This window comes from Streptomyces sp. NPDC028722, assembly GCF_040637655.1.
In the GTDB taxonomy this organism is placed as follows: Bacteria; Actinomycetota; Actinomycetes; order Streptomycetales; family Streptomycetaceae; genus Streptomyces.
The window spans coordinates 138931-164736 of sequence record NZ_JBEZWU010000002.1 but is presented as its reverse complement, the minus strand read 5'-3'; the positions used below and the strand labels follow the sequence as shown (position 1 = coordinate 164736).

24 protein-coding genes and 1 pseudogene are annotated in these 25806 nt (G+C 73.1%); 13 read left to right on the top strand and 12 right to left on the bottom strand.

Annotation, left to right across the window (positions count from 1 at the left end; translation table 11 throughout):
- Positions 1 to 40 precede the first annotated feature (40 nt).
- Positions 41 to 1216 (top strand): glycosyltransferase, encoded by a 1176-nt coding sequence (locus AB0F03_RS03460; protein WP_361986083.1) that lies wholly within the window; start codon positions 41 to 43, stop codon positions 1214 to 1216.
- A gap of 6 nt (positions 1217 to 1222) precedes the next feature.
- Here AB0F03_RS03460 and AB0F03_RS03455 read toward each other — a convergent pair whose 3' ends face one another.
- Complete coding sequence (locus AB0F03_RS03455) at positions 1223 to 2491, bottom strand: TerD family protein (protein WP_361986696.1); 1269 nt, start codon at positions 2489 to 2491, stop codon at positions 1223 to 1225.
- Between the two features lie 296 nt (positions 2492 to 2787).
- Between AB0F03_RS03455 and AB0F03_RS03450 the strand changes: the two genes are divergently transcribed.
- From AB0F03_RS03450 to AB0F03_RS03435, 4 genes are all read left to right on the top strand, one after another.
- Positions 2788 to 3231, top strand: coding sequence for a DUF6643 family protein (locus tag AB0F03_RS03450; protein ID WP_361986081.1), 444 nt, complete (start codon positions 2788 to 2790; stop codon positions 3229 to 3231).
- A 42-nt stretch (positions 3232 to 3273) separates the two neighbouring features.
- Positions 3274 to 4098, top strand: coding sequence for an MOSC N-terminal beta barrel domain-containing protein (locus tag AB0F03_RS03445; RefSeq protein WP_361986080.1), 825 nt, complete (start codon positions 3274 to 3276; stop codon positions 4096 to 4098).
- 220 nt (positions 4099 to 4318) lie between these two features.
- On the top strand, positions 4319 to 4924 hold the full coding sequence (locus AB0F03_RS03440; RefSeq protein WP_361986078.1) for a hypothetical protein: 606 nt from the start codon (positions 4319 to 4321) through the stop codon (positions 4922 to 4924).
- 224 nt (positions 4925 to 5148) lie between these two features.
- On the top strand, positions 5149 to 7587 hold the full coding sequence (locus AB0F03_RS03435; RefSeq protein WP_361986076.1) for a right-handed parallel beta-helix repeat-containing protein: 2439 nt from the start codon (positions 5149 to 5151) through the stop codon (positions 7585 to 7587).
- Between the two features lie 51 nt (positions 7588 to 7638).
- Here AB0F03_RS03435 and AB0F03_RS03430 read toward each other — a convergent pair whose 3' ends face one another.
- A complete protein-coding gene (locus tag AB0F03_RS03430; protein ID WP_361986074.1) occupies positions 7639 to 10020 on the bottom strand; it encodes a hypothetical protein in 2382 nt (793 codons plus the stop codon).
- 292 nt (positions 10021 to 10312) lie between these two features.
- Here AB0F03_RS03430 and AB0F03_RS03425 point away from each other — a divergent pair, with 292 nt between their 5' ends.
- Positions 10313 to 11143: a DeoR/GlpR family DNA-binding transcription regulator gene (locus tag AB0F03_RS03425; RefSeq protein WP_361986072.1), complete on the top strand. Its 831-nt coding sequence runs from the start codon at positions 10313 to 10315 to the stop codon at positions 11141 to 11143.
- 75 nt (positions 11144 to 11218) lie between these two features.
- Here the strand turns inward: AB0F03_RS03425 and AB0F03_RS03420 are convergent, their stop codons facing one another.
- The 8 genes from AB0F03_RS03420 to AB0F03_RS03385 all read right to left on the bottom strand — a co-directional run bounded on the left by AB0F03_RS03420 (position 11219) and on the right by AB0F03_RS03385 (position 18678).
- A complete protein-coding gene (locus tag AB0F03_RS03420; protein WP_361986070.1) occupies positions 11219 to 12010 on the bottom strand; it encodes an enoyl-CoA hydratase/isomerase family protein in 792 nt (263 codons plus the stop codon).
- Complete coding sequence (locus tag AB0F03_RS03415; RefSeq protein WP_361986068.1) at positions 12007 to 13269, bottom strand: cytochrome P450; 1263 nt, start codon at positions 13267 to 13269, stop codon at positions 12007 to 12009. Before AB0F03_RS03415 ends, AB0F03_RS03420 begins: the two co-directional genes overlap by 4 nt.
- A 105-nt stretch (positions 13270 to 13374) precedes the next feature.
- Entirely contained in the window at positions 13375 to 14724 is a 1350-nt protein-coding gene (locus AB0F03_RS03410) for a cytochrome P450 (protein ID WP_361986066.1), read from the bottom strand.
- Positions 14725 to 14773: 49 nt separating this feature from the next.
- On the bottom strand, positions 14774 to 15376 hold the full coding sequence (locus AB0F03_RS03405; RefSeq protein WP_361986064.1) for an ATP/GTP-binding protein: 603 nt from the start codon (positions 15374 to 15376) through the stop codon (positions 14774 to 14776).
- Positions 15351 to 15725: a DUF742 domain-containing protein gene (locus AB0F03_RS03400; protein WP_356944119.1), complete on the bottom strand. Its 375-nt coding sequence runs from the start codon at positions 15723 to 15725 to the stop codon at positions 15351 to 15353. Before AB0F03_RS03400 ends, AB0F03_RS03405 begins: the two co-directional genes overlap by 26 nt.
- Entirely contained in the window at positions 15722 to 16123 is a 402-nt protein-coding gene (locus tag AB0F03_RS03395) for a roadblock/LC7 domain-containing protein (protein WP_356823713.1), read from the bottom strand. The genes AB0F03_RS03400 and AB0F03_RS03395 overlap by 4 nt, the downstream gene beginning before the upstream one ends.
- Positions 16120 to 17322 (bottom strand): ATP-binding protein, encoded by a 1203-nt coding sequence (locus AB0F03_RS03390; protein ID WP_361986062.1) that lies wholly within the window; start codon positions 17320 to 17322, stop codon positions 16120 to 16122. The genes AB0F03_RS03395 and AB0F03_RS03390 overlap by 4 nt, the downstream gene beginning before the upstream one ends.
- 231 nt (positions 17323 to 17553) lie before the next feature.
- Positions 17554 to 18678: a PLP-dependent cysteine synthase family protein gene (locus AB0F03_RS03385; RefSeq protein ID WP_361986060.1), complete on the bottom strand. Its 1125-nt coding sequence runs from the start codon at positions 18676 to 18678 to the stop codon at positions 17554 to 17556.
- Between the two features lie 317 nt (positions 18679 to 18995).
- Here AB0F03_RS03385 and AB0F03_RS03380 point away from each other — a divergent pair, with 317 nt between their 5' ends.
- The 6 genes and pseudogenes from AB0F03_RS03380 (at position 18996) to AB0F03_RS03355 (ending at position 23191) form a co-directional block, all read left to right on the top strand.
- Positions 18996 to 19319: a hypothetical protein gene (locus AB0F03_RS03380; protein WP_361986058.1), complete on the top strand. Its 324-nt coding sequence runs from the start codon at positions 18996 to 18998 to the stop codon at positions 19317 to 19319.
- Positions 19320 to 19524: 205 nt separating this feature from the next.
- Positions 19525 to 20043: pseudogene (locus tag AB0F03_RS03375) on the top strand (ATP-binding protein); the annotation flags it as partial.
- A 641-nt stretch (positions 20044 to 20684) separates the two neighbouring features.
- Entirely contained in the window at positions 20685 to 21260 is a 576-nt protein-coding gene (locus tag AB0F03_RS03370) for a TetR/AcrR family transcriptional regulator (RefSeq protein ID WP_361986056.1), read from the top strand.
- A 5-nt stretch (positions 21261 to 21265) separates the two neighbouring features.
- On the top strand, positions 21266 to 21661 hold the full coding sequence (locus AB0F03_RS03365; RefSeq protein WP_361986054.1) for a cupin domain-containing protein: 396 nt from the start codon (positions 21266 to 21268) through the stop codon (positions 21659 to 21661).
- Positions 21662 to 21692: 31 nt separating this feature from the next.
- Complete coding sequence (locus tag AB0F03_RS03360) at positions 21693 to 22271, top strand: DUF4865 family protein (protein WP_361986052.1); 579 nt, start codon at positions 21693 to 21695, stop codon at positions 22269 to 22271.
- Positions 22268 to 23191: a phosphotriesterase gene (locus tag AB0F03_RS03355; protein WP_361986050.1), complete on the top strand. Its 924-nt coding sequence runs from the start codon at positions 22268 to 22270 to the stop codon at positions 23189 to 23191. The genes AB0F03_RS03360 and AB0F03_RS03355 overlap by 4 nt, the downstream gene beginning before the upstream one ends.
- 58 nt (positions 23192 to 23249) lie before the next feature.
- Here AB0F03_RS03355 and AB0F03_RS03350 read toward each other — a convergent pair whose 3' ends face one another.
- The gene (locus tag AB0F03_RS03350) at positions 23250 to 23537 is read right to left on the bottom strand and encodes a hypothetical protein (RefSeq protein ID WP_361986048.1); all 288 of its coding nucleotides are present in this window, start codon (positions 23535 to 23537) and stop codon (positions 23250 to 23252) included.
- Between the two features lie 394 nt (positions 23538 to 23931).
- Between AB0F03_RS03350 and AB0F03_RS03345 the strand changes: the two genes are divergently transcribed.
- A complete protein-coding gene (locus AB0F03_RS03345; protein ID WP_361986046.1) occupies positions 23932 to 24456 on the top strand; it encodes a hypothetical protein in 525 nt (174 codons plus the stop codon).
- Between the two features lie 64 nt (positions 24457 to 24520).
- Here AB0F03_RS03345 and AB0F03_RS03340 read toward each other — a convergent pair whose 3' ends face one another.
- Positions 24521 to 25768, bottom strand: coding sequence for an ROK family protein (locus AB0F03_RS03340; protein ID WP_361986044.1), 1248 nt, complete (start codon positions 25766 to 25768; stop codon positions 24521 to 24523).
- Positions 25769 to 25806 lie beyond the last annotated feature (38 nt).

Sequence of the window (25806 nt, the reverse complement as noted above, 5' to 3'; positions counted from 1 at the left end):
TGCGCTCTTGTGGGCCTCTCCGGTGGGGCAGACTGCGGCCGTGAGCGCCTTCCTGTGGATCGCCGTCGGGTCGCTGGCCGCGTGGTGCTGGCTGCTGCTGGGCCAGGGCTTCTTCTGGTGTACGGACGTCCGGCTGCCGCGGCGCCGGGAACCGGACGCGTGGCCGCCGGTCTGCGTGGTCGTACCGGCCCGCGACGAGGCCGAGGTGCTGCCCGCCGCCCTGCCGTCGCTGCTGGCGCAGGACTATCCGGGGCGGGCCGAGGTCTTCCTGGTGGACGACGGGAGCACGGACGGCACCGGGGACCTGGCCCGGGAGCTGTCCCGGCGGCACGGCGGGCTGCCGCTGACCGTCGGGTCGCCCGGTGAGCCGCCGGCGGGCTGGACGGGCAAGCTGTGGGCGGTGCGGTACGGCATCGGGCTGGCACGCGCGCGTGAGCCCGCGTATCTGCTGCTGACGGACGCGGACATCGCGCACGCCCCCGACAGCCTGCGTGAGCTGGTCGCGGCGGCCCGGACCGGCGGCTTCGACGTGGTGTCGCAGATGGCGCGGTTGCGGGTGGAGAGCACGTGGGAGCGGCTCGTGGTGCCGGCGTTCGTCTACTTCTTCGCACAGTTGTACCCCTTCCGGTGGATCGGCCGGGAGGGGTCGCGCACGGCCGCGGCGGCGGGTGGCTGTGTCCTGCTGCGGGCGGGCACGGCGGAAGAGGCGCGCATCCCGGACTCGATCCGGCAGGCCGTCATCGACGACGTCGCGCTCGCGCGCGCGGTGAAGCGTGCCGGGGGCCGTGTGTGGCTGGGGCTGGCCGACCGGGTGGACAGCATGCGCCCCTGTCCGCGCCTGCACGACCTGTGGCGGATGGTCGCGCGCAGTGCCTACGCCCAGCTGCGGCACCATCCGCTGCTGCTCCTCGGTACGGTCGCCGGGCTCGTCCTGGTGTACCTGGTGCCGCCCGCCGCGGTCGTCGCGGGTGTGGCGGGCGGCAGTACGGCGACCGCGGCCACGGGCGGGCTGGCGTGGGCGGTGATGGCCGGCACGTACGTGCCGATGCTGCGCTACTACCGGCAGCCGCTGTGGCTCGCTCCGCTGCTGCCGTTCACCGCGTTCCTGTACCTGCTGATGACGGTCGACTCCGCGGTGCGGCACCACCGCGGGCGCGGAGCCGCCTGGAAGGGCCGCACCTACACCCGCCCCGACGCCGTGCCCGACGAGGGCTGAGCCCTCTCACTTGCGGCCCGGCGTCCAGTTCATGCCCCATCCGTAGGCCTGGTCCATGGTCCGCTGCGGGCTCACACCGCGCGCCGGCACGAGGTAGCGCGCCTCACGCTGGACGACGAGGTCGCCGCCGGTGTTGGTGATCAGGGCGAGCGCGCACACCGGGGACGGGACGGTGCACTCGTCCAGCGAGAAGTCGATGGGGGCGCCGTACTGCGGCTGGAGGGTGACGGTGGCGTGCAGGTCGGCGAAGGACCTGGCGCCTTCGTAGATGGTGACGAAGACGAGGACGCGCCGGAAGTCCCGCGTGTGGTCGAGGTTGATGGAGAGGTTCTCGCCGCTCGCCGTGGCTCCGGTGCGGTCGTCGCCGTCCAGGTGGATGTACGGCGGCCGCTGGAGCGAGCCGAAGGCGTTGCCGAGGGCCTGGACGACTCCCTTGCGGCCGTCGGCGAGTTCGTACAGGGCACCCAGGTCGAGGTCGAGGTTCGGGCCGCCGCCCCATCGGCCGACGCGCCCCGGGAACTGCTTGCGCACCTGCCAGTTGAGGTTGACCCGCATGGTTCCGGAGCTGCCGCCCTGCTTGGCCAGCGAGACGGAGGGGGCCGCCTTGGTGAGGGTGACCTTGGACAGGCGGACCGGCTGGGCGGCGGGCGCGGGCGGAGCGGCGGGCGCGGGCGGCGGCGGCAGGGTCGCAGGGGCCGGGGCGGGCGGCGGGGACGCAGGGACGGGTGTCGGAGCCGGCGTCGGCGCCGCGTGCTGCGGCTCGTCCACGGTGATGCCGTAGTCCGTCGCCAGGCCCTGGAGTCCGCTGCTGTACCCCTGGCCCACGGCACGGAACTTCCAGCCATCCTGGCGGCGGTAGAACTCGCCGAGCACGAAGGCCGTCTCCACGGTCGCGCCGGGGTTGTCGAAGCGGGCGACGACCTGGCCGGAGGCCGCGTCGGTGACCTCGACGTAGAGGCCGTGGACCTGCCCGAACGTCCCGCCGTCCGCGGAGGCGGCGAGGACGATGCGCTCGACGGCGCCCTCCACGCGCGCGAGGTCGGCGACAAGCGTGTCGGTGACGCGTCCGCCGGCCGTTCGCCTGCCCTCGTGGCGGACCGCCCCGGAGGGGTGCGCGGGCTGGTTGTAGAAGACGAAGTCCTCGTCGGAGCGGACCTTCCCGGCGGCGAGCAGCAGGGCCGAGGCGTCCACGTCCGGCGTCCCCGGCTCGGTGCGCCAGCCCAGTTCGACGCGCAGGGCCGCGGTCGGCACCGCTACGTTGGCGCCTTTCGGCATTGACATGTCCGCCCCCATCGGGTCTTCGCTCACGGTTTTCGCCCCGGCGGTCCGGGTCGTCCCTACCCGCACAACTTATTCCCGCGTACGGCGAACGCCCACGAACGGCACAGGAAGATCGCCGGTCAACCGCCGGTAACCCGGTAAGAACGCGACCTTTACACGATCCAAACGTTGATCGGTGTCCCTTTTTGCCGAGTTCGCTCGGATTGGGGGTCCCTGGCCGCTGCCGACACGGAAAACAACCCTCTTATCGGTCTCCCCAACCAGCGCATCGTGGGCTTAACTTATGTGCCATGACCTCCCCCCGCTCCACTTATGGCGGCGGCTACTACTCCGCCTCCTTCCCGGACACCCCGATCTACGACTCGCTCGTGGCCGAGCGGGGCACCCCGCAGATCGCCCCGATCCGGGTCCCCGCCGCCTACGACACGGGCAACAGCCTGCCCGCCCTGCCGTCGGCGCTGCCCGCCCTCCCGGCGGCCCCGTCCCCGCAGGCCCCCTCCTACGGTTACCCGCAGATGCAGCAGCCCGCACCGGTCCAGTACGCGCCCACGGCGTACATCCCGCAGCAGGCGAGCGCCCCGCGCGGCTATCCCGGCCCGCAGGCTCCGCAGCAGCAGCGGCCGATGGCGGCGGGCAACGGCTACGAGGCCATGCGTCCGGCCGCGCCGCGCCCCGCACCGGCTCCCTACCAGGACCCGTACAACAACCAGCAGCAGCAGTACCGCGGTTACTGACCGGCGCGCCCGGCTGTCGGCGTCGTTTGGCACGATGTCGGCATGGGAAACGTCGAAGTGCGATCGCTCCACATCCATCCGGTCAAGGCGTTCCGGGCGCTGGCGCCCGGGGAGGCCGTCGTGGAGCCGTGGGGTCTGGCCGGGGACCGGCGCTGGTCACTGATCGACGACGGGGGAAAGGTCGTCACACAGCGTGAGCATCCGCGTCTCGCGCTGGCCGCCGCCGAGCCTCTGGCCGGCGGCGGCGTCCGTCTGTCCGCGCCCGGCCGGGAACCGCTGACGGTCGAGGTGCCGCACCCGGCCGTGACCGTGCCGGTGAACGTCTTCGGTACGAAGGTCGAGGTCGTCCCGGCCGCCGCCGACGCGCACACCTGGTGCAGCGCCTATCTCCAGGCCGATGTCCGCCTGGTCCACCTGGACGATCCGGCCACCCGCCGTCCGATCGTCCCCGCGTACGCGCTGCCCGGCGAGATGGTGAACCTCGCCGACGGCTTCCCCCTGCTGGTCACCACGACGGCCTCGCTGGACGCCCTGAACTCGCTCATAGCCCAGGGCGGACACGCCGACGAGGGGCCGCTGCCCATGACCCGCTTCCGACCCAACATCGTCGTCACCGGCACCGAGGCCTGGGCCGAGGACGACTGGACGCGCGTCTCGATCGGCGAGGTCGACTTCCGCGTCCCGAAGGCCTGCGCGCGCTGTGTGGTGACGACCAACGACCAGGACTCCGCCGTACGCGGCCGGGAGCCGCTGCACACCCTGGCCCGGCACCGCAGGATCGGCGGGCAGCTGCTGTTCGGGGTGCACCTCGTGCCCCTGTCGCCCGGCACGATCAGGATCGGCGACCCGGTGCGCGTGCTGTCGTAGCCCGCACGCCGCCGGCACGCGGACGTCACCGGCAAGCGGGCGGCCGTGGTCCGGGAGGCCGGGAACCCGGGACCGGTCGCCGGTCGTTGAGGGGGCGTGAGAAATTCATGAGAGGCCGCGGACGTGAGGTACGGCGGCGGACGTGAGGCGGCCTGCTCCCGGCCGGGGCCGGGGGTGGGCGCGGGAGCCGGGGTCATGACGGACCGGAAGGGGGTGGGGCATGCGGGCGCTGAGCGGACTGTGGCGCTGGCGGCGCAATCCGCTGCGCCGGGCGACGGATCTGGCCGAGGCGTGGGTGGCCCTCGTGGCACTGCTGCTGATCGCCGTGGCCGCCCCCCTGACCGGCTGTCTGGTCGGCGCCGCCGCCCAGGACTCGCTCCAGCGGTCCGTACGGCAGCAGCAGCACGGGCGTCACCTCGTCACCGCCACGGTGGTACGGGACCTGGGCGGGGCCCCGCCGGAGGCCGACCCCGACACCACCACCGGGCGCGACGTGCACAGCCGCGTCCTGGCGTACTGGCGCGCGCCGGACGGCAGCCGGCGGCAGGGTCAGGTCCTCGTGGACCTCGAGTCACCCGGCCGTGGGGACCGCTTCAGGCTCTGGTGCGACCCGCACGGCCGAATAACGACCCGCCCGCTGGACCGCGCCACGGCGACGGCCCACGCCGTGCTCGCCGGGTTCGGCGCGGCCCTGGTGACCGCGGCCCTCGTCGAGACCGGCCGGCGCCTGACCGTGTGGCGCATGGTCCGCCGGCGGTACGCCCGCTGGGACCGGGCCTGGGAGCGGGCGGGTCCGGACTGGGGCAAGGCGGGCACGGGCAGCTGACGGCCTTCCGGCTCTGGTCAACCCGGCCCGCACGCACACGCTACGGTGGACCGGCCGAAGCACTTTCGGCGACGACCCGCGGGTGCGTGAACCCCCGGGGCGCGCAGGTTCCCGGGAGCGCGACCACACTCCGGCCCGAGGGCGGAGTCACGGTCCGGGCGGCCACGGCAGCGCCCCGGCGGGCGGCGAGCATCAGTACGACGAGGTGGGGGCACGGCAACGCCATGGCACAGGGCACGGTCCAGGTGACGCACACCGGTACTTCGCGGTGGCGGCGCCGCACGGGTGAGTACGCGTCGCTCGCCGCCGCCCTGGACGCCGCCGCCGACGGCGACGTCCTCACCATCGCTCCCGGCACGTACCGGGAGAACCTCGTCGTCGAGCGGGCGGTGACACTCCGTGGGCCCGAGGGGTCCTCCGGCTCGGTGCGGATCGCGCCCGTGGACGGGGTGCCGCTCACGGTGCGGGCCTCGGCCGTGGTGCTGGACCTGCACGTGGAGGGCCAGGACGCGGCCGCGCCCGCGGTGCTCGTCGAGGAGGGCACGCCCGAGCTGATGGACGTGCGCATCGTCACCCGGTCCGCCGCCGGCATCGAGGTGCGCGGCGGTGCCCGTCCGACCGTGCGCCGCTGCACCGTCGACAACCCGGCCGGCATCGGCATCACCGTCCTCGACGGTGGCAGCGGCGTGTTCGAGGAGTGCGAGGTCGTCGCGGCCGGACAGGCGGGCGTGGCGGTCCGTGGCGGCGCGCATCCGCGGCTGGAGCGCTGCCGGGTGCACCACGCCTCCGGGACCGGGCTGACCGTGACCGGCGAGAACTCCTCGCTGGAGGCGGTGGGTTGCGAGATCTACGAGGTGCGCGGTTCCGGGGTGCAGGTCACCGAGCGGGCCACCGCGCACCTGACCGACTGCGATGTGCACCGCACCACCGCCGACGGCATCACCCTGGACACGGACGCGGTGCTCACGCTGGCCGACTGCCGCATCCACGACATCCCGGAGAACGCGGTCGACCTGCGTTCCCGCTCGGTGCTCACCCTGACCCGCACGACGGTCCGTCAGTTCGGTCGCAACGGCCTGTCGGTGTGGGATCCGGGGACCCGGGTGGACGCCAACCAGTGCGAGATCTTCGACAGCACCGGTGACTATCCGGCGGTGTGGGTGAGCGACGGCGCCACCGCGGTGCTCGACTCCTGCCGGGTGCACGACGTGCCGGACGCGCTGTTCGTGCTGGACCGCGGTTCCCGCGTGGACGTCGTGGACAGCGACCTGTCCCAGGTGCGCAACACGGCCGTCTCGGTGAGCGACGGGGCGACCGTGCAGCTGGACGACTGCCGGATCCGGGACGCCGCCACCGGTGCCTGGTTCCGCGACCACGGCAGCGGCGGCACGCTCGGCAACTGCACCCTGGACGGCACCCAGACGGGCGTGATCGTCACCAAGGGCGCGGACCCGACCATCGAGCGCTGCACGGTCGACTCCCCTTCGGAGGCCGGTTTCTACGTGTCCGCGGGCGGCCGGGGCAGCTTCCTGAACTGCCGGGTGAGCGGCAGCGGCGGGTACGGCTTCCATGTGCTCGACGGCTGCCGTACGACACTGCGCAGATGCCGCACGGAACGGTGCGCGCGCGGTGGGTACGAGTTCGCCGACGGCGGCCCGGACGCGGGACCCGGGTCGGGGCCGGTGGTGGAGGACTGCACCAGCGACGAGAGCGGCGGTCCCCGGCCGCCCGCGCCCCGTGAGGCGGCCGTGCAGACGGTGCCGCAGGGCGCCGGGCTGCTGGGCGCGATCCCCGGGCAGCAGACGGCGGAGCGGGAACCGCCCGTCGCCGTCGCGGAACCGCAGGCACCGCAGCGCTCGTCGAAGGACGTGCTCGGGGAACTCGACGCGCTGGTGGGTCTGGAGAGCGTCAAACGCGAGGTGCGTGCGCTGACCGACATGATCGAGGTGGGCCGGCGCCGGCAGCGGGCCGGTCTGAAGGCGGCCTCCGTCAAGCGGCACCTGGTCTTCACCGGCTCCCCCGGCACCGGCAAGACGACCGTCGCCCGGCTGTACGGCGAGATCCTCGCCTCCCTCGGGGTGCTGGAGAAGGGCCATCTGGTCGAGGTGTCCCGGGTCGACCTGGTCGGGGAGCACATCGGTTCCACGGCGATCCGCACCCAGGAGGCGTTCCAGCGGGCGCGCGGCGGTGTGCTGTTCATCGACGAGGCGTACGCGCTGTCCCCGCAGGACGCCGGGCGGGACTTCGGCAAGGAGGCCATCGACACGCTGGTGAAGCTGATGGAGGACCAGCGGGACGCGGTGGTCGTGATCGTCGCGGGATACACCGCGGAGATGGAGCGCTTCCTCTCCGTCAACCCGGGCGTCGCCTCCCGCTTCTCCCGCACCATCACGTTCGGCGACTACGGCGCCGAGGAGTTGCTGCGGATCGTGGAGCAGCAGGCCGACGAGCACGAGTACCGGCTGGCCCCGGGTGCGTCCGAGGCCCTGCTGAAGTACTTCACCGCGATTCCGAAGGGGCCCGCGTTCGGCAACGGCCGTACGGCCCGGCAAACGTTCGAGGCGATGGTGGAGCGGCACGCGAGCCGCGTCGCCCAGCTCGCCGACCCGACCACCGACGATCTGACCCTGCTGTTCGGGGAGGACCTGCCGGACCTGCCCTGAGCGACCCGCCTGATTCCCCTGCGGGGATGCGTGCGTGGCGCCGGGCGGGGGCTAGCCGTGGCCTCGTCCGCCCGGTGCGGGATCCGGGCGCTGTCCCGGCAGCTCCGGGCGCAGGCGGGTGAGGAGGTGGGCCCGTTCCCGGGTGAAGGCGGGATCCGCCTGGTAGTCGGAGTGGCCGAGGATCGGGGCCGGGAGCGGGTGCTCGTCGGTACGGCCGTAGGCGAGGGGGTCCCGTAAGGGCTTGTCGACCTCGGGGGTGGTGCCGTCGGAGACACGGACGGGGCCGCCGATGGGGTCGGTGGGACGGTGGAGATTGCGCCAGCAGGCGATGTCGTGGTGCAGGGAGGCGAGCGCCGGCGGTCCGAAGTGGGCCGGGAACCAGCGGCCGTACAGGCGTTCCAGCGGGGAGCCGTAGGTGAGCAGGGCGATACGCCCGCGTACCGACGGCGGCAGCTGCCAGGCCGCCGCCGCGGCGAGGACGCTGCCCTGGGAGTGGCCGGACAGGACGAGCCGGCCGCCGGTGTGCCGTGTCCAGGTCGCCATCCGCCAGGTCAGGTCCGGCACCGCGCGTTCGGCGTAGCAGGGCGGCGCGAAGGGGTGGGCGGCGCGCGGCCAGAAGGTGCCCACGTCCCAGAGGATGCCGATGGTGCGCCGGGCGGCGGCGTCCTTGTAGGCGCGCCGGCCCCAGGTCACGAAGAGCAGGAAGCCGAATCCCACCAGCCAGGAGCCCAGCGCCTGTGAGGTCTCGGCCACGGCCTGGACCAGGTGCTGGGTGCGGCGGGCCGCGCCGTCGGGCGTCTTCCCCGTGACCACGGCGTCGGCCAGGGCCGCGCAGCCCAGCAGCAGGGTGGCGGCGGTGAGCACGGCGAGGACGAGGGGCGCCCGGTCGGTGAGCGTGGCCATGGCCCGGGCGTGTGCGATGGCGCGGGTGCGGGACGGGTCCTCGGGTTCACCGGGATGCTCGTGGCGGACCCGGTCGCGTTCCGCGCGGGCGAGCCGGGCGGTGGCCAGGGTGAGCCGGACGGCGAGGAGCAGCAGGACGGCGAGGAGTGGCGGGATGGCGGACGCCTGCCAGGTGAGCAGGACGGGCGGCCCGGCGAGCAGGGCGCGGGTGCCGTCCAGCCAGTCGGCGACGCGCTGGGCGACCCCGCCGGAGATCACGCCGCCCAGCGCGCAGGCGAGCAGCGCGACGGCGGGGCCGCCGAGGCCGCGCATCCCGGCGCGCGGGTCGGGGCAGCGGCGGTACAGGTCCCGGGCCACGGCGCCGAGGGCGACGACGAGCAGGCCCTGGGCCGCCGTGATCGCGCCGAAGGCCGGGTCCCCGGGCAGCCGTCCGGTGGACTGCCAGCCGGGCCGGGACCAGCCCGCGTACAGCAGGGTGAGCAGCAGCAGACCGAGCGCGCCGAGCGGCAGGCGGCGCACGAGGTGCCGGTCGAGGCGCTGGTCGAGGCGGTTCTCGCTGCGGCCCCGGCGGCAGACCACGCCCACGGCCACGCCCGCGCAGACGAGCAGGACGGTGAGGAGCAGCCGGCCGAGGACGTCCAGGGCGGCGGGGCCGCCGGGGCGGTGGTCGAAGCGGGCCGCCGGGGTGGCGACGGCGGCGGCCACCGTCAGCAGGCCGGCCGCGGTGTGGGCCGCCCGCAGCCGGGCCACGAGGCGGCGCCCGAACCAGAAACCGGGCCGGGCCAGCGCGCTGCCGTCGGTGTCCGGCTCGGCATCGGGGGCCAGCGGGCGGTGGGACTCATAGGCGCTCCAGGTGCGGTGCGAGAGGTACCAGAGCAGGCCGGTCAGCGCGGCCGGCAGCGTCGCGGCGAGGGCGAGCCGGCGGCCGGGCGCGCTCCACCAGCCACCGGCCCCGGCCGGTGCCCCGTCGGCCGCGGGGGTCAGGAAGCTCAGCCAGGAGTGGCGGCGGACGCAGTCGGGTACGCCCGCGCACTGCCAGGCCACCAGGTCCAGGGCGACCTCACAGGCGGCGCCGACCAGGAGCGCCGTCAGGGTGAGGGCGGCAAGGCGCACGAGGAGGCCGTAGAGCCGGACGGTGCGCCGGCGGCCGGGTGCGGCGGGGCGCATCCAGTGGGCGAGGTTGACGACCATGAACGGCAGCAGCAACAGCCACAGGGCGCGGCTGCCGTCGCCGGAGGTCAGGTTGCACCAGACGTACGCTTCCCGGACCGGCCCGTTCCGGGGCTCGCGCCCGGCGGCCCGCGCCCCCTGACCGGCGGTTTCCGCGTCCTGACCGGTGGCTTCCGCGTCCTCGGCGCGCCGGAAGACGGCGGCCGTGTCGTCGCCGGTGACCCGGACCGTGCGCGGGTCGCCGAGCATCTTCTCGGGCGTGGCGCCGCCGACCCCGTGCACCAGCAGTTCCAGGTCCGGGCCCGGCTCGGCGGGCCGGTCCGCGTGCCGCCCCGCGGGGCGTTCCTGCGCACGTTCCACTGTTCTCGCACTTCCCCCGTGACACCCTGATGGCTGTGCCTTGCGCCTCCCAGGGTCTCCGGTGCGGCGGCCCCGTGTCCCGCTCCTCACGGAATCTCCCCGATCCGGGTGACGGCGGGCGGGCGGTGCGCCCGCCCCGGGTGCGGGTGCGCGGCCGGCAGGTGGTGGCGCGAGCGGTGCCGACCCGTGAAAGGATGGGACGCCCGCGTACTGCCGGACCGAGGGAATTTCCAGGTCGGGGCCGCTGTACCGGGCGTGTCGGACGGGTGGCGGTGAGAGGAGCGGAGCGTACGTGAGTGAGAATCAGAACCTCCTCGCGGAGCAGCGCCGCGCCCTGATCCTGGACGAGGTCCGCCGCCGGGGCGGTGTGCGGGTCAACGAACTGACCCGCAAGCTGGGCGTGTCGGACATGACCGTGCGCCGCGACCTGGACACGCTCGCCCGGCAGGGGATGCTGGAGAAGGTGCACGGCGGTGCGGTGCCGGTCCTCGAGGCGAGCACCCACGAGCCGGGGTTCGAGGCGAAGTCGGGGCTGGAGCTGACCGCCAAGGAGGACATCGCGCGCGCCGCCGCCCGGCTGGTCGCGCCGGGTGCGGCGATCGCTCTGTCGGGCGGTACGACGACGTACGCGCTCGCCCAGCATCTGCTGGAGGTGCCCGACCTGACCGTGGTGACGAACTCGCTGCGGGTCGCGGACGTCTTCCACGCGGCTCAGCGGACCTCGGGGCAGCGGCAGGGGGCGGCGACGGTGGTGCTGACCGGCGGGGTGCGCACGCCGTCGGACTCGCTGGTGGGGCCGGTGGCCGACCAGGCGATCGCCACGCTCCACTTCGACCTGCTGTTCCTCGGCGTGCACGGCATATCGGCGGAGGCCGGCCTGTCCACGCCGAACCTCGCGGAGGCCGAGACCAACCGGCGGCTGGTGCACTCCGCGCGCCGGGTCGTGGTGGTCGCCGACCACACCAAGTGGGGCACGGTGGGCCTGAGTTCCTTCGCCACGCTGGAGCAGGTGGACACGCTGGTGACCGACGCGGGGCTGGCCGAGCAGGCGCGTGCGGAGATCGCCGAGCACCTGCGTGTGGTGGTGGCGGGCGAGCCCGGTCAGGACGACGCGGACTTCTGAGGAGCCGCCGGGGGCCCGGGGCGTGCCGTCCGTGGCGCGGTGGCCTCCCCGGGCGGGTGCCCGGCGGGCCGGTGATCAGACGGTGCCGCGGGAGTGGTGCAGTTCGGCGACGACCGCTGCCATCAGTTCCGCGTCCAGCGCGGAGGTGTCGGCCAGGCGCGAGCCGGCGGACAGCGAGTTGAGCAGGGCCTTGGTGACGCGCAGTGCCGCCGGGGGGCGGCGGACGACGGGGCCGGCCCACGCGTCGACGGCCGCGTCCAGTTCCTGGGCGGGCACGACCTTCTGGAGGACGGACAGGGACAGGGCTTCCGCCGCGGTGAAGGCCCGGCCGGTGAGAACGAGTTCGCGGACGCGGGCGGCGCCGACCTCGCTGATGAGGCGGGGCAGGAGGCCGCCCCACGCGGTGGGCAGTCCCAGGGCGAGTTCGGGCAGCCGGAAGGTCGCGTCCTCGGACCCGACCCGCAGGTCACAGGCGAGCGCGAGGGCGAGGCCCGCTCCGATGGCCTTGCCCTGGACGCGGGCGATGGTGACGGCCGGGTTCCCGGTCAGGGCGTCGCAGACGCGCCGTGCCTTGGTCCCCGACAGGCGGATGCCGCTGCCCGTGGGGTCGTGGGCGAGGTGCCGGTTGAACTCGCCGCGGTCCCCGCCCAGACAGAAGTCGTCGCCGCTGCCGGCAAGCACGAGCACCCGGACCGCCGCGTCCTGGTCCTGGAGGACGGCCAGGAGGTCGTCCAGCAGGGCGTCGGTGACGGTGTTGCCCTCCGCGGGGGTGTTCAGCTCGACGGTGAGGACGGCGCCCTCCCGGCGGGTCCGCAGCGTCTGCCGTACGGGGTCGGCCGGGAGAGTCGTGAAGGGGAGGGCGGTCATGTCGTCACTCTCAGGGAGGTCACGCGCCGGAAGACCATCCGGTTCGCGTAGGTCGGGCCTGCGGCCGGCCGCAGGGCGGGGAAACGTTCCAGCAGCTGGGTGAGCAGGACCCTGGCCTCCAGACGGGCCAGACCCGAGCCGAGGCAATAGTGGGCTCCGCCGCCGAAGGTGAGGTGGCCGCCCTTGCGGAGGATGTCGAACACGTGCGGGTTCTCGTTGCGGCGCGGGTCGTGGTTGGCGGCGCCGTAGAGGACGTGGACGGTGGTGTCCCTGGCCACGGGGACTCCGGCGAGGACGGTGTCGGCGGCGGCGACGCGCGAGTTGAGGTGGATGGGCGGGTCGTAGCGCAACGACTCCTCGATCGCGCCGTCGACGTGTTCGGGGTGCCGGCGCAGCCGGTCGGCCCGTGCGGGGTCCTGGGTGAGGAACCACACCGCGTTGCTCAGCAGGGTCGCGGTGGTCTCCAGGGAGGCGATGGTGATGAACATCGTCAGGTCGTACAGCGTCTGGTCGGCGGTCGCGCGGTCGGCGGGGTACTGGGCGTCCCAGTAGCGGATCCAGTCGGTCAGGAGGTCGTCGCCGGGGTGGGCGCGCCGGTGGGCGAGGAGGGCGGTGAAGTAGGCCCGCATCTCCCGGGTGGCCTGCGCCGAGACCGCCAGTTCGCTCTTGGTGGGGAGGAGTTCCTGGGCATGGACCTGCCGGTGGGTGAAGTCCAGGATGCGCGGATGGTCCCCGGCCGGGATGCCGAGCCACTGGCCGACGGTGCGGATCGGGAGCCGGTCGCTCACCGTGGTGACGAAGTCGGCCTCGCCGTGGGCGCGCAGCTGTGCGTCGAGGCGGTCCAGGAGCCGGGTGACGTGCGCGGTGATCCGGGGCCGCAGGGCCTCCAGGGTGCCGCGGTCGAAGAGGTTGCCCAGGGCGCGTCGCTGGGCGGTGTGCTCGGGGGCGTTGAGCCGGGACAGCGTCCGCGTCATCTCGCGCGTCGACGGGTCCTGCCAGCGTGCCGTGTCCGCGTGCCGCTCCTGCCAGGCGAAGTCCGGTGCGAGCCAGTTCCTGCCCCGCAGGACCTGGCTACAGGCGTCGAAGCCGGTGACGAAGTACCCGCCCCAGGGAGCGGGCACCACATCACCCAGTGCGCGGAACTCCTCCCAGACGGGCAGGGGATCGGCCTGTCCCTCGGCCGAACGCAGGCGCCGGAGGAGGGGGATGACGGCTCTGCGGTCCGTGGTGGTACCGCGTATGACGCCGACGGCGGTCACGCGAAGCTCCTTTGGTGGCTGGGCGCTACCGTTACCGCCGGAACCTACCCTTCCTCTCACCCTGGTCATGCGCCTCTGCGTGTTGCTCCCGTCACATGCCGCACATCAGACCCGGAAGGTGTCCAGGAAGCTGCTCCAGAAACCCTTCTTCTTGGGCGCCTCCGGGCGGACGGTGGTGGCCGCCACCGTGGGGACCGGCTGTTCGGCCGCGGCGGGGACGGGACGGCCCTGGAGGGCGGAGGCCGTCCGGGTGGCCGGTGTCGGGCTGAAGGCCACGGGCAGCGCGACCAGAGCCCGGTGGAACGGCCCCGGCCGCCACTGGAGGTCTTTCTCGTGGACGGCCAGTGTCAGGTCGGGCAGGGCGTTGAGGATCTTCTCGATCGCGGTGACGGCGATGACCTGCGCCGGGTCCTTGGCGGGGCACGCGTGCGGGCCGGCTCCCCACGCCAGGTGGGCGCCCTTGCTGTGCGAGCGGCGGGCGTCGGCCAGCGCGGGGTCGCTGTTGGCGGCGGCGAAGCTGATGACGACGGGTGTGTTGGCCTCGGCCACCACTCCCCCGAGGTCGACGTCCTGCACCGGGTAGTGGGTGGCGTAGTTGGCGATGGGCGTCTGGTTCCACAGCACGTGATCGATCGCCTCCTCGATCAGCATGCCGGAGCCGCCCCCGCCCGCGCCGGGTGCCAGCAGCAGGAGCAGGGCGTTGCCGATCAGGTTGCGCTCGGGTTCGACGCCCGCGCCCATCAGCATGACCAGCTGGTCCTTGAGTTCCTCGTCGGTCAGGCCGGCGGGGTGCTGGATCAGCCAGGAGGTGACGTCGTCGCCGGCCCGGCGGCGCTTGAGGGCGATCAGCTCCATGAGGCAGGCGGTGAGTTCCTCGTTGGCGCGCAGGGCGTCCCGGCCGTCGAAGATCGCCGACATGGCGCTGGTGAGGGTGTCACCGATGTCCGGCGGGCAGCCGAAGAGCTGGTTGAACAGCAGCAGCGGCAGCAGTTTGGCGTAGTCGTTGAGGAGGTCGGCCCGGCCGCGCTCGCTGAACCGGTCGATGAGGTAGTCGGCGATGGGCTCGACGTCGCGGCGGACGCGGGTCATGTTGAGCCGGGCGAGGCTGTCGGTGACGGCCTTGCGCAGCCGCAGGTGCACGGCGCCGTCGGTGAACAGGCAGTTGGGCCGGTACGCCATCATCGGCAGCACCGGGTGGTCCAGCCCGACGCGGCCCTCGTTGAGCGCCTTCCAGCGGCGGGCGTCCCGGGCGAAGAGCGTGGAGTTCTGTAGTACGCGCAGGGCCGTCTCGTGCCCGACGACCAGGGTGGCGTCGACGCCGGGTGCGAGCTCGACGGGCCCGGCCGGGCCGTGGGCGCGCACCCGGTCGTAGACCTGCTGGGGGTCGGCGGCGAACGCGGCGTCGTGCAGGGGGCATCTTGCGCCGGTGGGGGCGCTGACTGACTGACGGTCCATGAGGTTCCTTCTGCTGGCCCGCGGCCGATGGTCCGGGCGATGGGGCGTGTCAGGCGGCTCGGGTGAGCAGGTGACGCACGAGCGCGATGAGCGCGTGGGCGGAGGAGTGCCGGTCGCGGGCGTCGCAGTAGACGACGGGGGTGTCCGGGAGCAGGTCGAGGGCCTCGCGCACCTCCGCCTCCGCGTACGCCGTGTCCGCGCCGAAGCTGTTGACCGCGATGGCGTACTCGAGTCCGTACCGCTCGACGAGGTCGATGACGGGGAAGGTCTCCTCCAGCCGTGCGGGGTCGACCAGCAGCAGCGCGCCCAGCGCGCCACGGGCCATGTCCTCCCACAGCTGCATGAAACGCTGCTGTCCGGGGGTGCCGAACAGGTACAGCACGAGGTCGTCGCTGAGTGTCAGCCGGCCGAAGTCCAGGGCCACGGTGGTGGTGGACTTGCCGGTCACGCCCCTGAGGTCGTCCACGTGGAGTGACGCCTGCGTCATCTTCTCCTCGGTGCGCAGCGGGGTGATCTCCGACAGCGAGCCGATGAACGTCGTCTTGCCCACGGCGAAATGCCCGACGACCAGGATCTTGGCCGCGTTGGTCACCGCGCTGGAGACGTAGATGGATCCAGGGGCCGTCTCAGCCGATGAGGGATTGGAGTCCATTCAGAACCTTCTCGAGGGTCGCTCTGTCAACGTTCTGAGCCCGGGGCGGCTCGGCGCGGCGCAGGAGGTGGCCCTGCTCGAATAAATCGGTCAGCAGCAGCCGGGCCACTCCCACCGGCAGTTCCAGGTGGCCGGCCACCTCGGCGACCGACAGGTAGCCGCCCGCGCACAGGTGCCAGATCGCCGTCACCTCGGGACCGGCCCCCAGCGGAGGGGTCCGCTCGGGGGCGAGGGTGACCAGGGTGTGCAGCGCCAGGTCGTCCGAGTCCGGCAGGGTCCGGCCGCCGGTGATGACGTACGAGCGGACGAAGTCGCTGGTGACGGAGGCTTCCTCGGCGGGCTTCGTCATGAGCCGACACCGTTGTCGCCACGCGGCGCCACGCTCATCGCCTTGCTCAGGGCGGCCACCGTCTTCTGCATGCGGAAGGACACGGCTTCCATGTCGACGTCCGGTGCGGCCGAGACGGCGAGGTAGGAGCCCTGGCCCGCGGCGATGAGGAAGATCCAGCCGCCGTCGTACTCGAGCAGCGTCTGCTTCCAGATGCCGTGTCCCGCTCCGACGAAGCCCGCGACGGCACGGCTCAGTGACTGCATGGAACTCATCGCGGCGGCGTTCGTCTCCGCGTCGTCCCGTCCGATGTCGTCCGAGCGGTGCAGCAGCAGGCCGTCACCCGAGACGAGGATCGCGTGGCGGGCTCCGCGCACCTCGAGCACGTCGTTCAGCACCCAGGACAGGTCGGTCTTCACTGGTCGTCAGATCCTTCCGTGGTGTTCGTGGTGCGCCCGAGGTGTGTGCCGCGTGCGAACGCCCCGAGCCGCGACGCCGTCACCTCGCCGGCCGGCTCGGGCGTCGCCTCCTGACCGGTGGGGTCGAGGGCGGGAACCATCGTGACGGGGCCCGAGCGCCGGCGGCGTTTGGGCAGGCCGCCCGTGGTCGTGCCCACCACGTGCGAGGGGCCCACGACCGGGACGGGCGCCAGTCGCTGGGGGGCCGCCTGCGGGGCCGCGCCGTCCTGGGTGTCGGCGGCCGGGGAAGGGGCGTCGGCCGCGAGGAGGCTTTCGGGGACACGAATCACTGCACGCACTCCGCCGTAGGGGGACACGGAACCGACGGAGACGGCGAAGCCGTAGCGGGCGGCGAGCATGCCGCACACGGCGAAGCCGAACCGCGGCGGATCGCCGAGACCGGTGATGTCGACGGGGCCGTCGACGCTGAGCAGTGCCGCCGCCCGGTCCTTGGTCTCCTGGTCCATACCGAGACCGGCGTCGTCCACGATGAAGCACACACCGGTGGGCACGGTCTGGATGTTGACCTCGACCGGGGTTCCGGGTGCGCTGTAGGTCGTCGCGTTGTCCAGCAGTTCGGCCAGGACGACGGCCACCGGCTCGACCGCCTTGCCGACGAGGGAGACGTTGACCTGGGAGTGGACGCCGACCCGGTCGAAGTCCTTGATCCTGCCCTGGGCGCTGCGGGCGACGTCGTAGACGGTGGCGGCGCCCTCCCGCCTGCCGAGCCAGCCGCCGCACAGCACCGAGATGCCCTTGGCCCGGCGGCCGAACTGACTGCCCGTGTGGTCCACCGACATCAGGTCGGCGAGGACCTCGGTGGTGTTGCCGTACTTCTTCAGCAGGGTGTCCAGGAGGAGCTGCTGTTCCTCGGCGAGCGACTGGAGCGTTCCCATCGCGGACTTCAGCACCGCCTTGGTCGCCGCCTCGGCGTCCGCCCGTACGTCGGCGAGGTCGCGCTGGTGCTGTGCGGTCAGTGCCGCCACGTGGTTGTGGAGCTGACCGACGTCGCCGCGGGCCTGCCCCAGTCCTGCCTCCAGGTCCTTCCTCGTTCTTCGGAGCGCCATGTTGGTTCTCCGGGCCCGCATCACTGCGGCGACCGCAGCGACGAGCACCACAAGCAAGATCCACAGCAGTGGATCCCGGGTCAATGACGTCATGAGACTCTCTTCACGTCGCAGCGCGCCGAGAACGTGAGCAGCGCGATGGTGCCTTCGAGACTGTCCCCCGGACGCATTCATGACACGTCGTCAGCCCACTGAAAAGTGGGATGATCTTATCAGTCGCACGGAGGCAACCTGCTTGCCCAGAGCCTCAATTGAGTCGACATCAAAACGACACACCGTGGACACCGGCCCGTCGGGCGCCGGTCCCCCGGCCCGGGGGCCGGCTCAGACCGGCCAGACCCCCGTCGCCAGGAACGAGTCGATCGCCGACGCGTACGGCGTGATGTCCAGCCCCTGCCCGGTCAGCCACGCGTCCGAGTAGTACTTGTCGAGGTATCGGTCCCCCGGGTCGCACAGCAGCGTCACCACACTGCCCCGGCGGCCCTCCGCCACCATCTCGGCCACGATCTTCAGGGCGCTCCACAGCCCGGTGCCGGTGGAACCGCCGGCCTTGCGGTTGATGGCCCGGTCCAGGGCCCGCACGGCGGCGACACTGGCCGCGTCCGGGACCTTCATCATCCGGTCGACCGCCCCGGGCACGAAGCTCGGCTCCATGCGCGGCCGGCCGATGCCCTCGATGCGCGAACCGCAGTCACAGGTGACATCCGGGTCGCCGGTCGTCCAGCCGTCGAAGAAACAGGAGTTCTCCGGGTCGGCGACGCAGATCCGGGTGTCGTACTGCATGTAGTGCACATAGCGCGCGAGCGTCGCGGAGGTGCCGCCGGTGCCGGCCGTCGCGACGATCCAGGCCGGCTCCGGGAACCGCTCCAGATGCAGCTGACGGAAGATGGATTCGGCGATGTTGTTGTTGCCGCGCCAGTCCGTGGCCCGCTCGGCGTAGGTGAACTGGTCCATGTAGTGGCCGCCGGTCTCCACCGCGAGCCGGGCCGACTCCTCGTACATCTGCCGGGAGTCGTCCACGAAGTGGCACCGTCCGCCGTGGAACTCGATCAGCCGGATCTTCTCCGTGCTCGTCGTGCGCGGCATGACCGCGATGAACGGCACCCCGATCAGCTTCGCGAAATACGCCTCCGAGACCGCCGTCGAGCCACTGGAGGCCTCGATCACCGGGCGGTCCGGGCGGATCCAGCCGTTGCAGAGGCCGTAGAGGAACAAGGACCGGGCGAGCCGGTGCTTGAGGCTGCCGGTCGGGTGGGTCGACTCGTCCTTCAGATAGAGGTCGATGCCCCACCGCTCGGGCAGCGGGAAGCGCAGCAGGTGCGTGTCCGCGGAGCGGTTGGCGTCGGCCTGCACCTTGCGGACGGCTTCTTTCAGCCAGCCTCGGTAGGCGGTGTCACTGCGGTCGACGTCGAGGGTGGCGCCGGTCCTGGTCTGCTGGGTGGTGCTCACGACGGGGGCTCCTTACGCTGGTCGCCGACGGCGCCTCGCACGGCCGGCACCTTCGAGCATAGGCACCTTTCGCACCGCGTCCCACCTGCATAAACGCATCTTTGAGCCACCCAAAGCCACCCTGGGGCACGGCTGTGCGAGGGTGCTGGGGGCGCATGGGCGCACACGCTCCCGGAGTCTGTCGCGCACACCCCGCGCGTACTGGTGCTCCGCGCCGCATCCAGGCAGACTGCACGCGACGGGACGGCCGTCCCGAACGGGGGCGCACACGGACCACGCACACGGACCACGGAGACACCGCGAGGGGGCGGCAGGACATGGCGGAACCGGAGTTCACGGCCACGGGCGTGCGGATCGGCAAGCGGCTGCGTTCGCTCACCCGGGCCGGACAGGTCCGGATCAGCGACGGCAGGCTGGAGCTGCTCACCAGCTACGGCAGTGAGATCGACAGCGCGCCGGTGCAGGCGGTGCGCGCGTCCAGGCCGTGGTTCGCGCCGGACGACCGGGCGCTGGCCGACGTCAACGGCACGCGGTATCTGCTGACACTCGGCGAGCAGGATCCCGCGCCGGGCCGGCCGGGGCCGCCCGCGGCGCGGCGGTTCATCGAGGCGGTGCGCCGGGCGGCGGGAGACCGCGGCTGAGCAGCGCACCGTCGCGGCGAGTTGCGTGAGCGCATCCGCTGCGTCACGCTGATGTCACGTCACTCTGGGTTTACCGGCGATAACACTGCGAACCAGCCCGCCGGCCACGACAGCAGGCGGACGTTTGGACGCAAGCACCCTGCTGGATCCGTTGTTCTCCGTGTTCATCCGGTTCTTTCGGACCTCACATCGGGGAGTCGCAGCCGTGATCACTCACCCAAGCAGGCACTGCACAGTGGAACTCCAGGCCCTGCCGTCGCGGATCGGTCAGGTCCGCAGAATCGTATCTGCGCAGTTGCGCTACTGGCACATGGACCCGTTGATAGACCGGGCCGCGCTCGGCGTGACGGAGTTGCTGAGCAACGTCCACCGGCACGCCCGGCCCGACAAGTCGTGCACCGTCGAACTCGAACTGCTCGCGGACCGGCTCACCGTCTCGGTACGCGACCACGATCCACGGCTTCCGGTACCGGCCGAGACGCCCGCCGCCGTGCTGTCGGCCGACGCGCTTCCGGCCGGTGCCCCGGCGGCCGACGCGCTTCCGGGCGAAGGCACGGACGCGAGGTCCGTCATCGCGCCGGCCGGCAACGCCGACCCGGCGGACGTCACGCCGCTGGCCACCTGCGGGCGGGGCCTGGCGATGGTGGCCGCGGTGAGCGAGAGCTGGGGCGCCCGGCCGGACGGCGAGAACGGCAAGATCGTCTGGTTCACGCTGCCGGCGCCTCCGGTGACGCACAGCCGTCCGGCCGGGCTGGCACGGGGTGCGCCGGTACGACCGGCGCCGGCTCCGGCGGTTGTGGCTGCTGCTGCGGCGGCGGCCTCGGCTGCGGCTTCGATTCCGGCCTCGGCTGCGGCTTCGGTTCCGGCGCGGACGGCCGTGCCTTCGGGAACTCCGGCGCAGGCGCGGACGCCGGTCGGTGCGGGGGCTGCCGTCGGTGCGGGGGCTCCGGTGGGGGCTGGGGCTCCGGTCGCGTGTACCGGGACTCCGGCCGGTGCCGGAAGCCGGGTCGCGGGTGCCGGGGACGCGAGGAGTCCCGTCGGTGGCGTGGTTCCGGCCGGGAGTACGGCACCGGTCGCCGCGACTCCCGCGTCGGCCGCGGCTCCCCCGCCCGCCGTGGAGCCCGCCGGCGCGACCGGGACACGGACCCCCGCACGGACGGCCGTGCCCGGCTGACCGGGCGGCGGCCGTTCCCGTAGCCACGGCCGGGGACGGCTGTGGACCGCTACAGCCCGTGCCCGGCACCACGCCGCACCGCTCTCGGCGGTGCGGCCGAGCCGCGTGTCCGGCCCGGACGGGCGGTGCCGGTGGGCGCCCGCGCACCACGGGATCTGCGTTCTGTAACTACTAGTATGTACAGTGGGCGCATGAGCACCCCGGAACGACTGATCGAGTCCACTCGCGAGTTGCTGTGGGAGCGCGGATACGTGGGCACCAGCCCCAAGGCGATCCTGGAGCGCGCGGAGGCCGGCCAGGGCAGCATGTACCACCACTTCAAGGGCAAGCCCGACCTCGCCCTGGCGGCGATCCGGCGCACCGCCGAGGAGTTGCGGGCCACCGCCGGGGCCGTGCTCGACGGCCCGGGCACGCCGTACGAGCGCATCGAGGCGTATCTGCTGCGCGAGCGTGACGTGCTGCGCGGCTGCCCGATCGGCCGGCTGACCATGGACCCGGACGTGATCGCCAGCGAGGAGCTGCGCGCGCCGGTCGACGAGACGATCGCCGCCATCCGCGAGCGGATCGCCGGAATCGTCGAAGAGGGCAAACGGCAGGGGCAGTTCGCTCCCGAACTGGACGGCGCGGAGATCGGCGCGGCCGTCGTCGCCACCGTGCAGGGCGGCTATGTCCTCGCCCGCGCGTCCGGCTCCCCCGCCGCCTTCGACGCCGGTGTCCGCGGCCTGCTCTCCCTGCTCGCACCCCGAACTCCCCGACAGGAGAACTGAGTCACGTGCACATCATCAGACGGCGGCCCGACACCTGGCAGGGCCCCGCGGAGCATTTCACCGGCACGGTCTGGCTGGACGAGATCGCCGCGCCCACGGCCCCGTCCCGGTTGCGCATGCTCAACGTCCACTTCGCGCCGGGCGCCCACACGGCCTGGCACCGGCATCCGCACGGGCAGGTGCTGCACGTCCTGGAGGGCGAGGGGCTGGTGCAGCGCAAGGGCGGGGCGGCCGAGGTGATCCGTGCGGGCGACACGGTGTGGATCGAGCCCGCGGAATGGCACTGGCACGGGGCCGGGCCCCGCACCTTCATGACGCACCTCGCGGTCGTGGAGGCCGCCGCGGACGGCACCACCACCGAGTGGGACTGCCATGTGTCCGCCGCCGACTACCCCGCCTGAGCACGTTCGCCCCGACCGGAAGGACCACGCCATGCACGCCATGCAGTACGAGGTGTCCCTGCCCGCCGACCACGACATGGGCGTCATCCGTGCCCGGGTCGCCCGCGTCGGCCGTCTGCTGGACGACTGGGAGGGCCTCGGTCTCAAGGCGTACCTGATACGTGAACGCGGCGCGCACGGCTCGCCGGTGAACCAGTACGCGCCGTTCTACCTCTGGAACACGGTGGCCGGCATGAACCGCTTCCTGTGGGGCGGCGCCTTCCAGGGCCTCGTCAACGACTTCGGGCGGCCCGCGGTACGGCAGTGGACCGGCCTCGCACACGCCGAAGGCACCGGCGCGCACGCCGCCTTCGCCGTACGGCGGCGGCAACCGGTCCCGGAGGGAGTCGAGTTGCCGGCGCTGATGGAGGAAGCGGTGGCCGAGGCGGAACGGCTGGCCGGCGAGGACGGTGCCGTGCTCGCCGCGGCGGCCGTGGATCCGCACCGCTGGGAGCTGGTGCACTTCTCCCTCTGGGAGCACGCCGCCGCGAAGGCCGACGGGGATGTCTTCGAGGTGCTGCATCTGTCCGCCCCGGGCCGGGACCGTCTTCCGCGCGGACGGCAGTGGTGAGACACGTCCGTACGGTCCTCGGCGACATCCCGGCCGCGGAGCTGGGGGTGTGCGACGCGCACGACCATCTCTTCCTGCGCAGCCCGCGGCTGCCGGGACAGGAACTGGACGACCTCCCCGCCGCGCGGGCCGAGTTGGCGGCCTTCCGCGCGGCGGGCGGCGCGGCCGTCGTGCAGTGGACGCCGTACGGCATGGGACGGCACGCGGCGGATCTGCCGGCGCTGTCCCGGACGACGGGGGTCCATCTGGTCTGCGCGACGGGCCTGCACCGAGCGGCGCACTACGCACCGGAGTCGCTCGCCCGGGTGAGCGGCGGGCGGCTCGCCGCGCTGTTCGTCTCCGAACTCACCGACGGCATCGGTACGACGGGGGTGCGCGCCGGTCTCGTCAAGGTGGCCGGCGGCTTCCACACCCTCGACACGCACGCCCGCTGGACCATGACGGCGGCGGCCGAGGCTCAGCACGCCACCGGTGCGCCCATCGCCGTACACCTGGAGCAGGGCACCGGTGCGCTGGACGTACTCGACCTGCTGTGCGGCGAGTTGGGCGTGCCCGGTGAGCGGGTGATCCTGGGACATCCGAACCGCGCCCCCGACCCGGTGGAGCACCGGCAGGCGGCCCGTTCGGGCTGCTGGCTGGCCTTCGACGGACCGTCCCGCGCCCACCACGCCACCGACTGGCGCATGCCGGAGGCGGTACGGGCTCTGGCGGAGGCGGGGTTCGGGGACCGGCTGCTGCTCGGCGGGGACACGGTGACCGCCGGGGCACGCTCGGTCGACGGCGGTCCCGGGATGCCGTACCTGCTGCGCCGGGTACGCGCACGGCTGACGGAGGCGGTGGGCGCGGACCTGGTGGACCGCATGCTCACGGAGCATCCGGCGCGGGCGTTCGCCGCCGACTGGTCACCGGCCCGGGAGTGAGCCGGGCCGTAGGGCGAAGTCAGCAACTTCCCGCGTCCGCCTTCCGGTCGCACCGCGCTCAGCCAGGACCACGATGGCCGGCCCACAACACCCCGGCGTGGCCGGCGGCGTCGGCGATCAGGGCCGCCAGTGCGGGTTCGTCGGGGACGGGGAACGAGACGTACGCGCCCCGGCCGCCGCCGACCGGCCGGCCGTAGGCCTTGACGGCGAGGTGACCGTCCGGGAGGAGCCGGACGTTGAGGGTGGTCAGCTCGAACACCTCACCGCGTCGAGTGTCCGTCCAGCGGAGCGCCGGAGGGATCGTGACGTTGATCGCCAGAGCACTCACTTCCGGGTCGCCGCTCATGGACGGATACTCTCACGCGAGTCGCCGCGGGCGGCCTCCGGCCCGTTCGGTGCCGGCCTGTCCACCGCAGCCCGCCTGGACGAACACGTCCGATGCGATCAGTGATCGAACCCGCCCGGCGACCGCATGACCGGAGCGCCGGTCTTGTGGTTCCGCCGGATCGCGGCGGCCGTGGCGAGGACTCGCTGAGCGACGCGGACGGCGACACCCTCGAAGGTGTGTCCACCGTGCTGTTGGAGGTCCAGCGGCCCTTTCGAGGGTGTCGCTTCACCGACTCGATCGTCCGGGCGGCGTGAGTGGTGGCCAGAGGCCATGGTTGTGTGCCGCTGTTGGCCTACGGGTTGGCGTACGTCTCCCTGGCGCCCTCGGCGGGCGGCCGACAACATAGGACCGCATGGGGGACGGTAACTGGTGGGTGGCACTGGTCACGGGCGCCACGGCTTTGGGCGCGAGCTGGATCACGACCCGAGGCAACGCGCGTTCCGTACGGGTCGAGGCGGAGGTCAACGCGCATGCCGACCACATCGCTGAGGCACGGAACCGGAGACGGGACGCCTACCGGGATCTGAGCACGGCGGTGCACGCCCTCTCCGAGGTCTTCTGGAAGATGGAAGTCGTCGACCTCTCACAGACGAGAGCGGAGCGGGTCGAACTCATCGATCAGATGCACGTCGCCTCCCGCCGGTGCGTGAGTGAAGTGACCAGGACCAGCAGAGACGTCTGTCTGGAGGGCCCTGCGGCAGCGGCGAAGGCTGCGGGAGAACTAGGCCGCAGAGCCGTGGACACGCATCTCCTGCTGATAGGGCTGCACGACGGCACGGAGGAGACCCGGTCCGCGTACGACGACGCGTACCGCGGCTTCACCGAGCAGCACGTGCACTTCCTGGACGTGGCTCGCTCGGCGCTCGAGGTCAGCTGACGAGGTGCTCGAGGGCGTTTCCGGCAGGCAACGATGCCCGCCGCCGGCATGCGGAGTTGCCGCTCTAGGCGTCTGCGGTCAGCGCGCCCAGTGGGTCGTCAAGGACGGGCTGCCAGGCCAGTTCGGCGGCGCCGACCAGGCTGTTGTGGTCGAGGGTGCACGGGAGGATGGGGACGCCGCCGCTCTGGCCCCAGAGGCTGCGGTCGGCGACCACCGCGCGGAGCCGGGCGGGGTCGGCGTCCAGGAGGGTGCGGTGGAGGCCGCCGAGGATGATGCGGTCGGGGTTGAGGATGTTGACGAGGCCGGCGAGACCGAGGCCGAGGCGGTCGATGAGGGCTTCGGCGGCGGTGCGGACGGCCCTGTCGTCGTACCGCGTGCGCAGCAGGTCGTTGGCCTGCTGGAGCAGCGACACCTCGGGGCCGGGTTCACGGCCGGCCTCCATGAGCAGGGCCAGCGGATCGGCCTCCACGTCCAGGCAGCCGCGGCTGCCGCAGTGGCAGGGGCGGCCCTCCGGGTTGACGGTGAGGTGGCCGACCTCCAGGGCGAGCCCTGAACTGCCGGTGTGCAGGCGGCCGTCGAGGACGAGCGCCCCGCCGACGCCCCGGTGCCCGGTGGCGACGCACAGCAGGTCCCGCGCGCCCCGGCCGGCGCCGTGCCGGTGCTCGGCGAGCGCGGCGAGGTTGACGTCGTTGGCCGCGAACGCGGGTCCGGTGATGCCGGCGGCGCGGACGCACTCGGCGAAGGTCCGCGTGACGGGGGCGCCGACGGGCCAGGCCAGGTGCAGGGGGTTGAGGGCCAGGCCGCCGGGTTCGGCGACGGCGGACGGTACGGCGAGTCCGGCGCCGACGCAGCGCCGGCCGGTCGTGCGCAGCAGCTCGGCGCCCGCCTCGACCACGGAGCGGAGCACCTTGGCCGGGTCCGCCTCGACGGTCTCGCAGCCGGGCGCGGTCGCCACGATCCGTCCGCCGAGACCGACCAGCGCGGCCCGGAAGCCGTCGGCGTGGATCTGCGCGGCGAGCGCCACGGGGCCGTCCTCGGCGACCTCCAGCCGGTGCGAGGGGCGGCCCTGGGAGCCGGCCGCCGAGCCGGGCCGGGCGTCCACCCGGATCAGGCCGAGCGCCTCCAGCTCGGCGGCCACCGCGCCGGCCGTCGCCCGGGTGACACCGAGTTCGGCGGTGAGCACGGCCCGGGTGGGGGCCCGCCCGGTGTGCACCAGCTCCAGCGCGGGTCCGAGCGCACCGCGCCCCCGGTCCAGCCGTGCCCTGGAGGTGGTCCTCTCCCCCGCTGCCCGGGGATCCGCCTTGCCGCTCATAGGGGTGAGTCTCCCATGATCCGCAGCTCGGGTGGTGG

Excerpts from the sequence above, each read along its gene's own strand:
- AB0F03_RS03455 (WP_361986696.1), bottom strand. The coding sequence starts at position 2,491 with ATGCCGAAAGGCGCCAACGTAGCGGTGCCGACCGCGGCCCTGCGCGTC.
- AB0F03_RS03450 (WP_361986081.1), top strand. The coding sequence starts at position 2,788 with ATGACCTCCCCCCGCTCCACTTATGGCGGCGGCTACTACTCCGCCTCC.
- AB0F03_RS03445 (WP_361986080.1), top strand. The coding sequence starts at position 3,274 with ATGGGAAACGTCGAAGTGCGATCGCTCCACATCCATCCGGTCAAGGCG.
- AB0F03_RS03440 (WP_361986078.1), top strand. The coding sequence starts at position 4,319 with ATGCGGGCGCTGAGCGGACTGTGGCGCTGGCGGCGCAATCCGCTGCGC.
- AB0F03_RS03435 (WP_361986076.1), top strand. The coding sequence starts at position 5,149 with ATGGCACAGGGCACGGTCCAGGTGACGCACACCGGTACTTCGCGGTGG.
- AB0F03_RS03420 (WP_361986070.1), bottom strand. The coding sequence starts at position 12,010 with ATGACCGCCCTCCCCTTCACGACTCTCCCGGCCGACCCCGTACGGCAG.
- AB0F03_RS03410 (WP_361986066.1), bottom strand. The coding sequence starts at position 14,724 with ATGGACCGTCAGTCAGTCAGCGCCCCCACCGGCGCAAGATGCCCCCTG.
- AB0F03_RS03405 (WP_361986064.1), bottom strand. The coding sequence starts at position 15,376 with ATGGACTCCAATCCCTCATCGGCTGAGACGGCCCCTGGATCCATCTAC.
- AB0F03_RS03400 (WP_356944119.1), bottom strand. The coding sequence starts at position 15,725 with ATGACGAAGCCCGCCGAGGAAGCCTCCGTCACCAGCGACTTCGTCCGC.
- AB0F03_RS03390 (WP_361986062.1), bottom strand. The coding sequence starts at position 17,322 with ATGACGTCATTGACCCGGGATCCACTGCTGTGGATCTTGCTTGTGGTG.
- AB0F03_RS03380 (WP_361986058.1), top strand. The coding sequence starts at position 18,996 with ATGGCGGAACCGGAGTTCACGGCCACGGGCGTGCGGATCGGCAAGCGG.
- AB0F03_RS03370 (WP_361986056.1), top strand. The coding sequence starts at position 20,685 with ATGAGCACCCCGGAACGACTGATCGAGTCCACTCGCGAGTTGCTGTGG.
- AB0F03_RS03360 (WP_361986052.1), top strand. The coding sequence starts at position 21,693 with ATGCACGCCATGCAGTACGAGGTGTCCCTGCCCGCCGACCACGACATG.
- AB0F03_RS03350 (WP_361986048.1), bottom strand. The coding sequence starts at position 23,537 with ATGAGCGGCGACCCGGAAGTGAGTGCTCTGGCGATCAACGTCACGATC.
- AB0F03_RS03345 (WP_361986046.1), top strand. The coding sequence starts at position 23,932 with ATGGGGGACGGTAACTGGTGGGTGGCACTGGTCACGGGCGCCACGGCT.
- AB0F03_RS03340 (WP_361986044.1), bottom strand. The coding sequence starts at position 25,768 with ATGAGCGGCAAGGCGGATCCCCGGGCAGCGGGGGAGAGGACCACCTCC.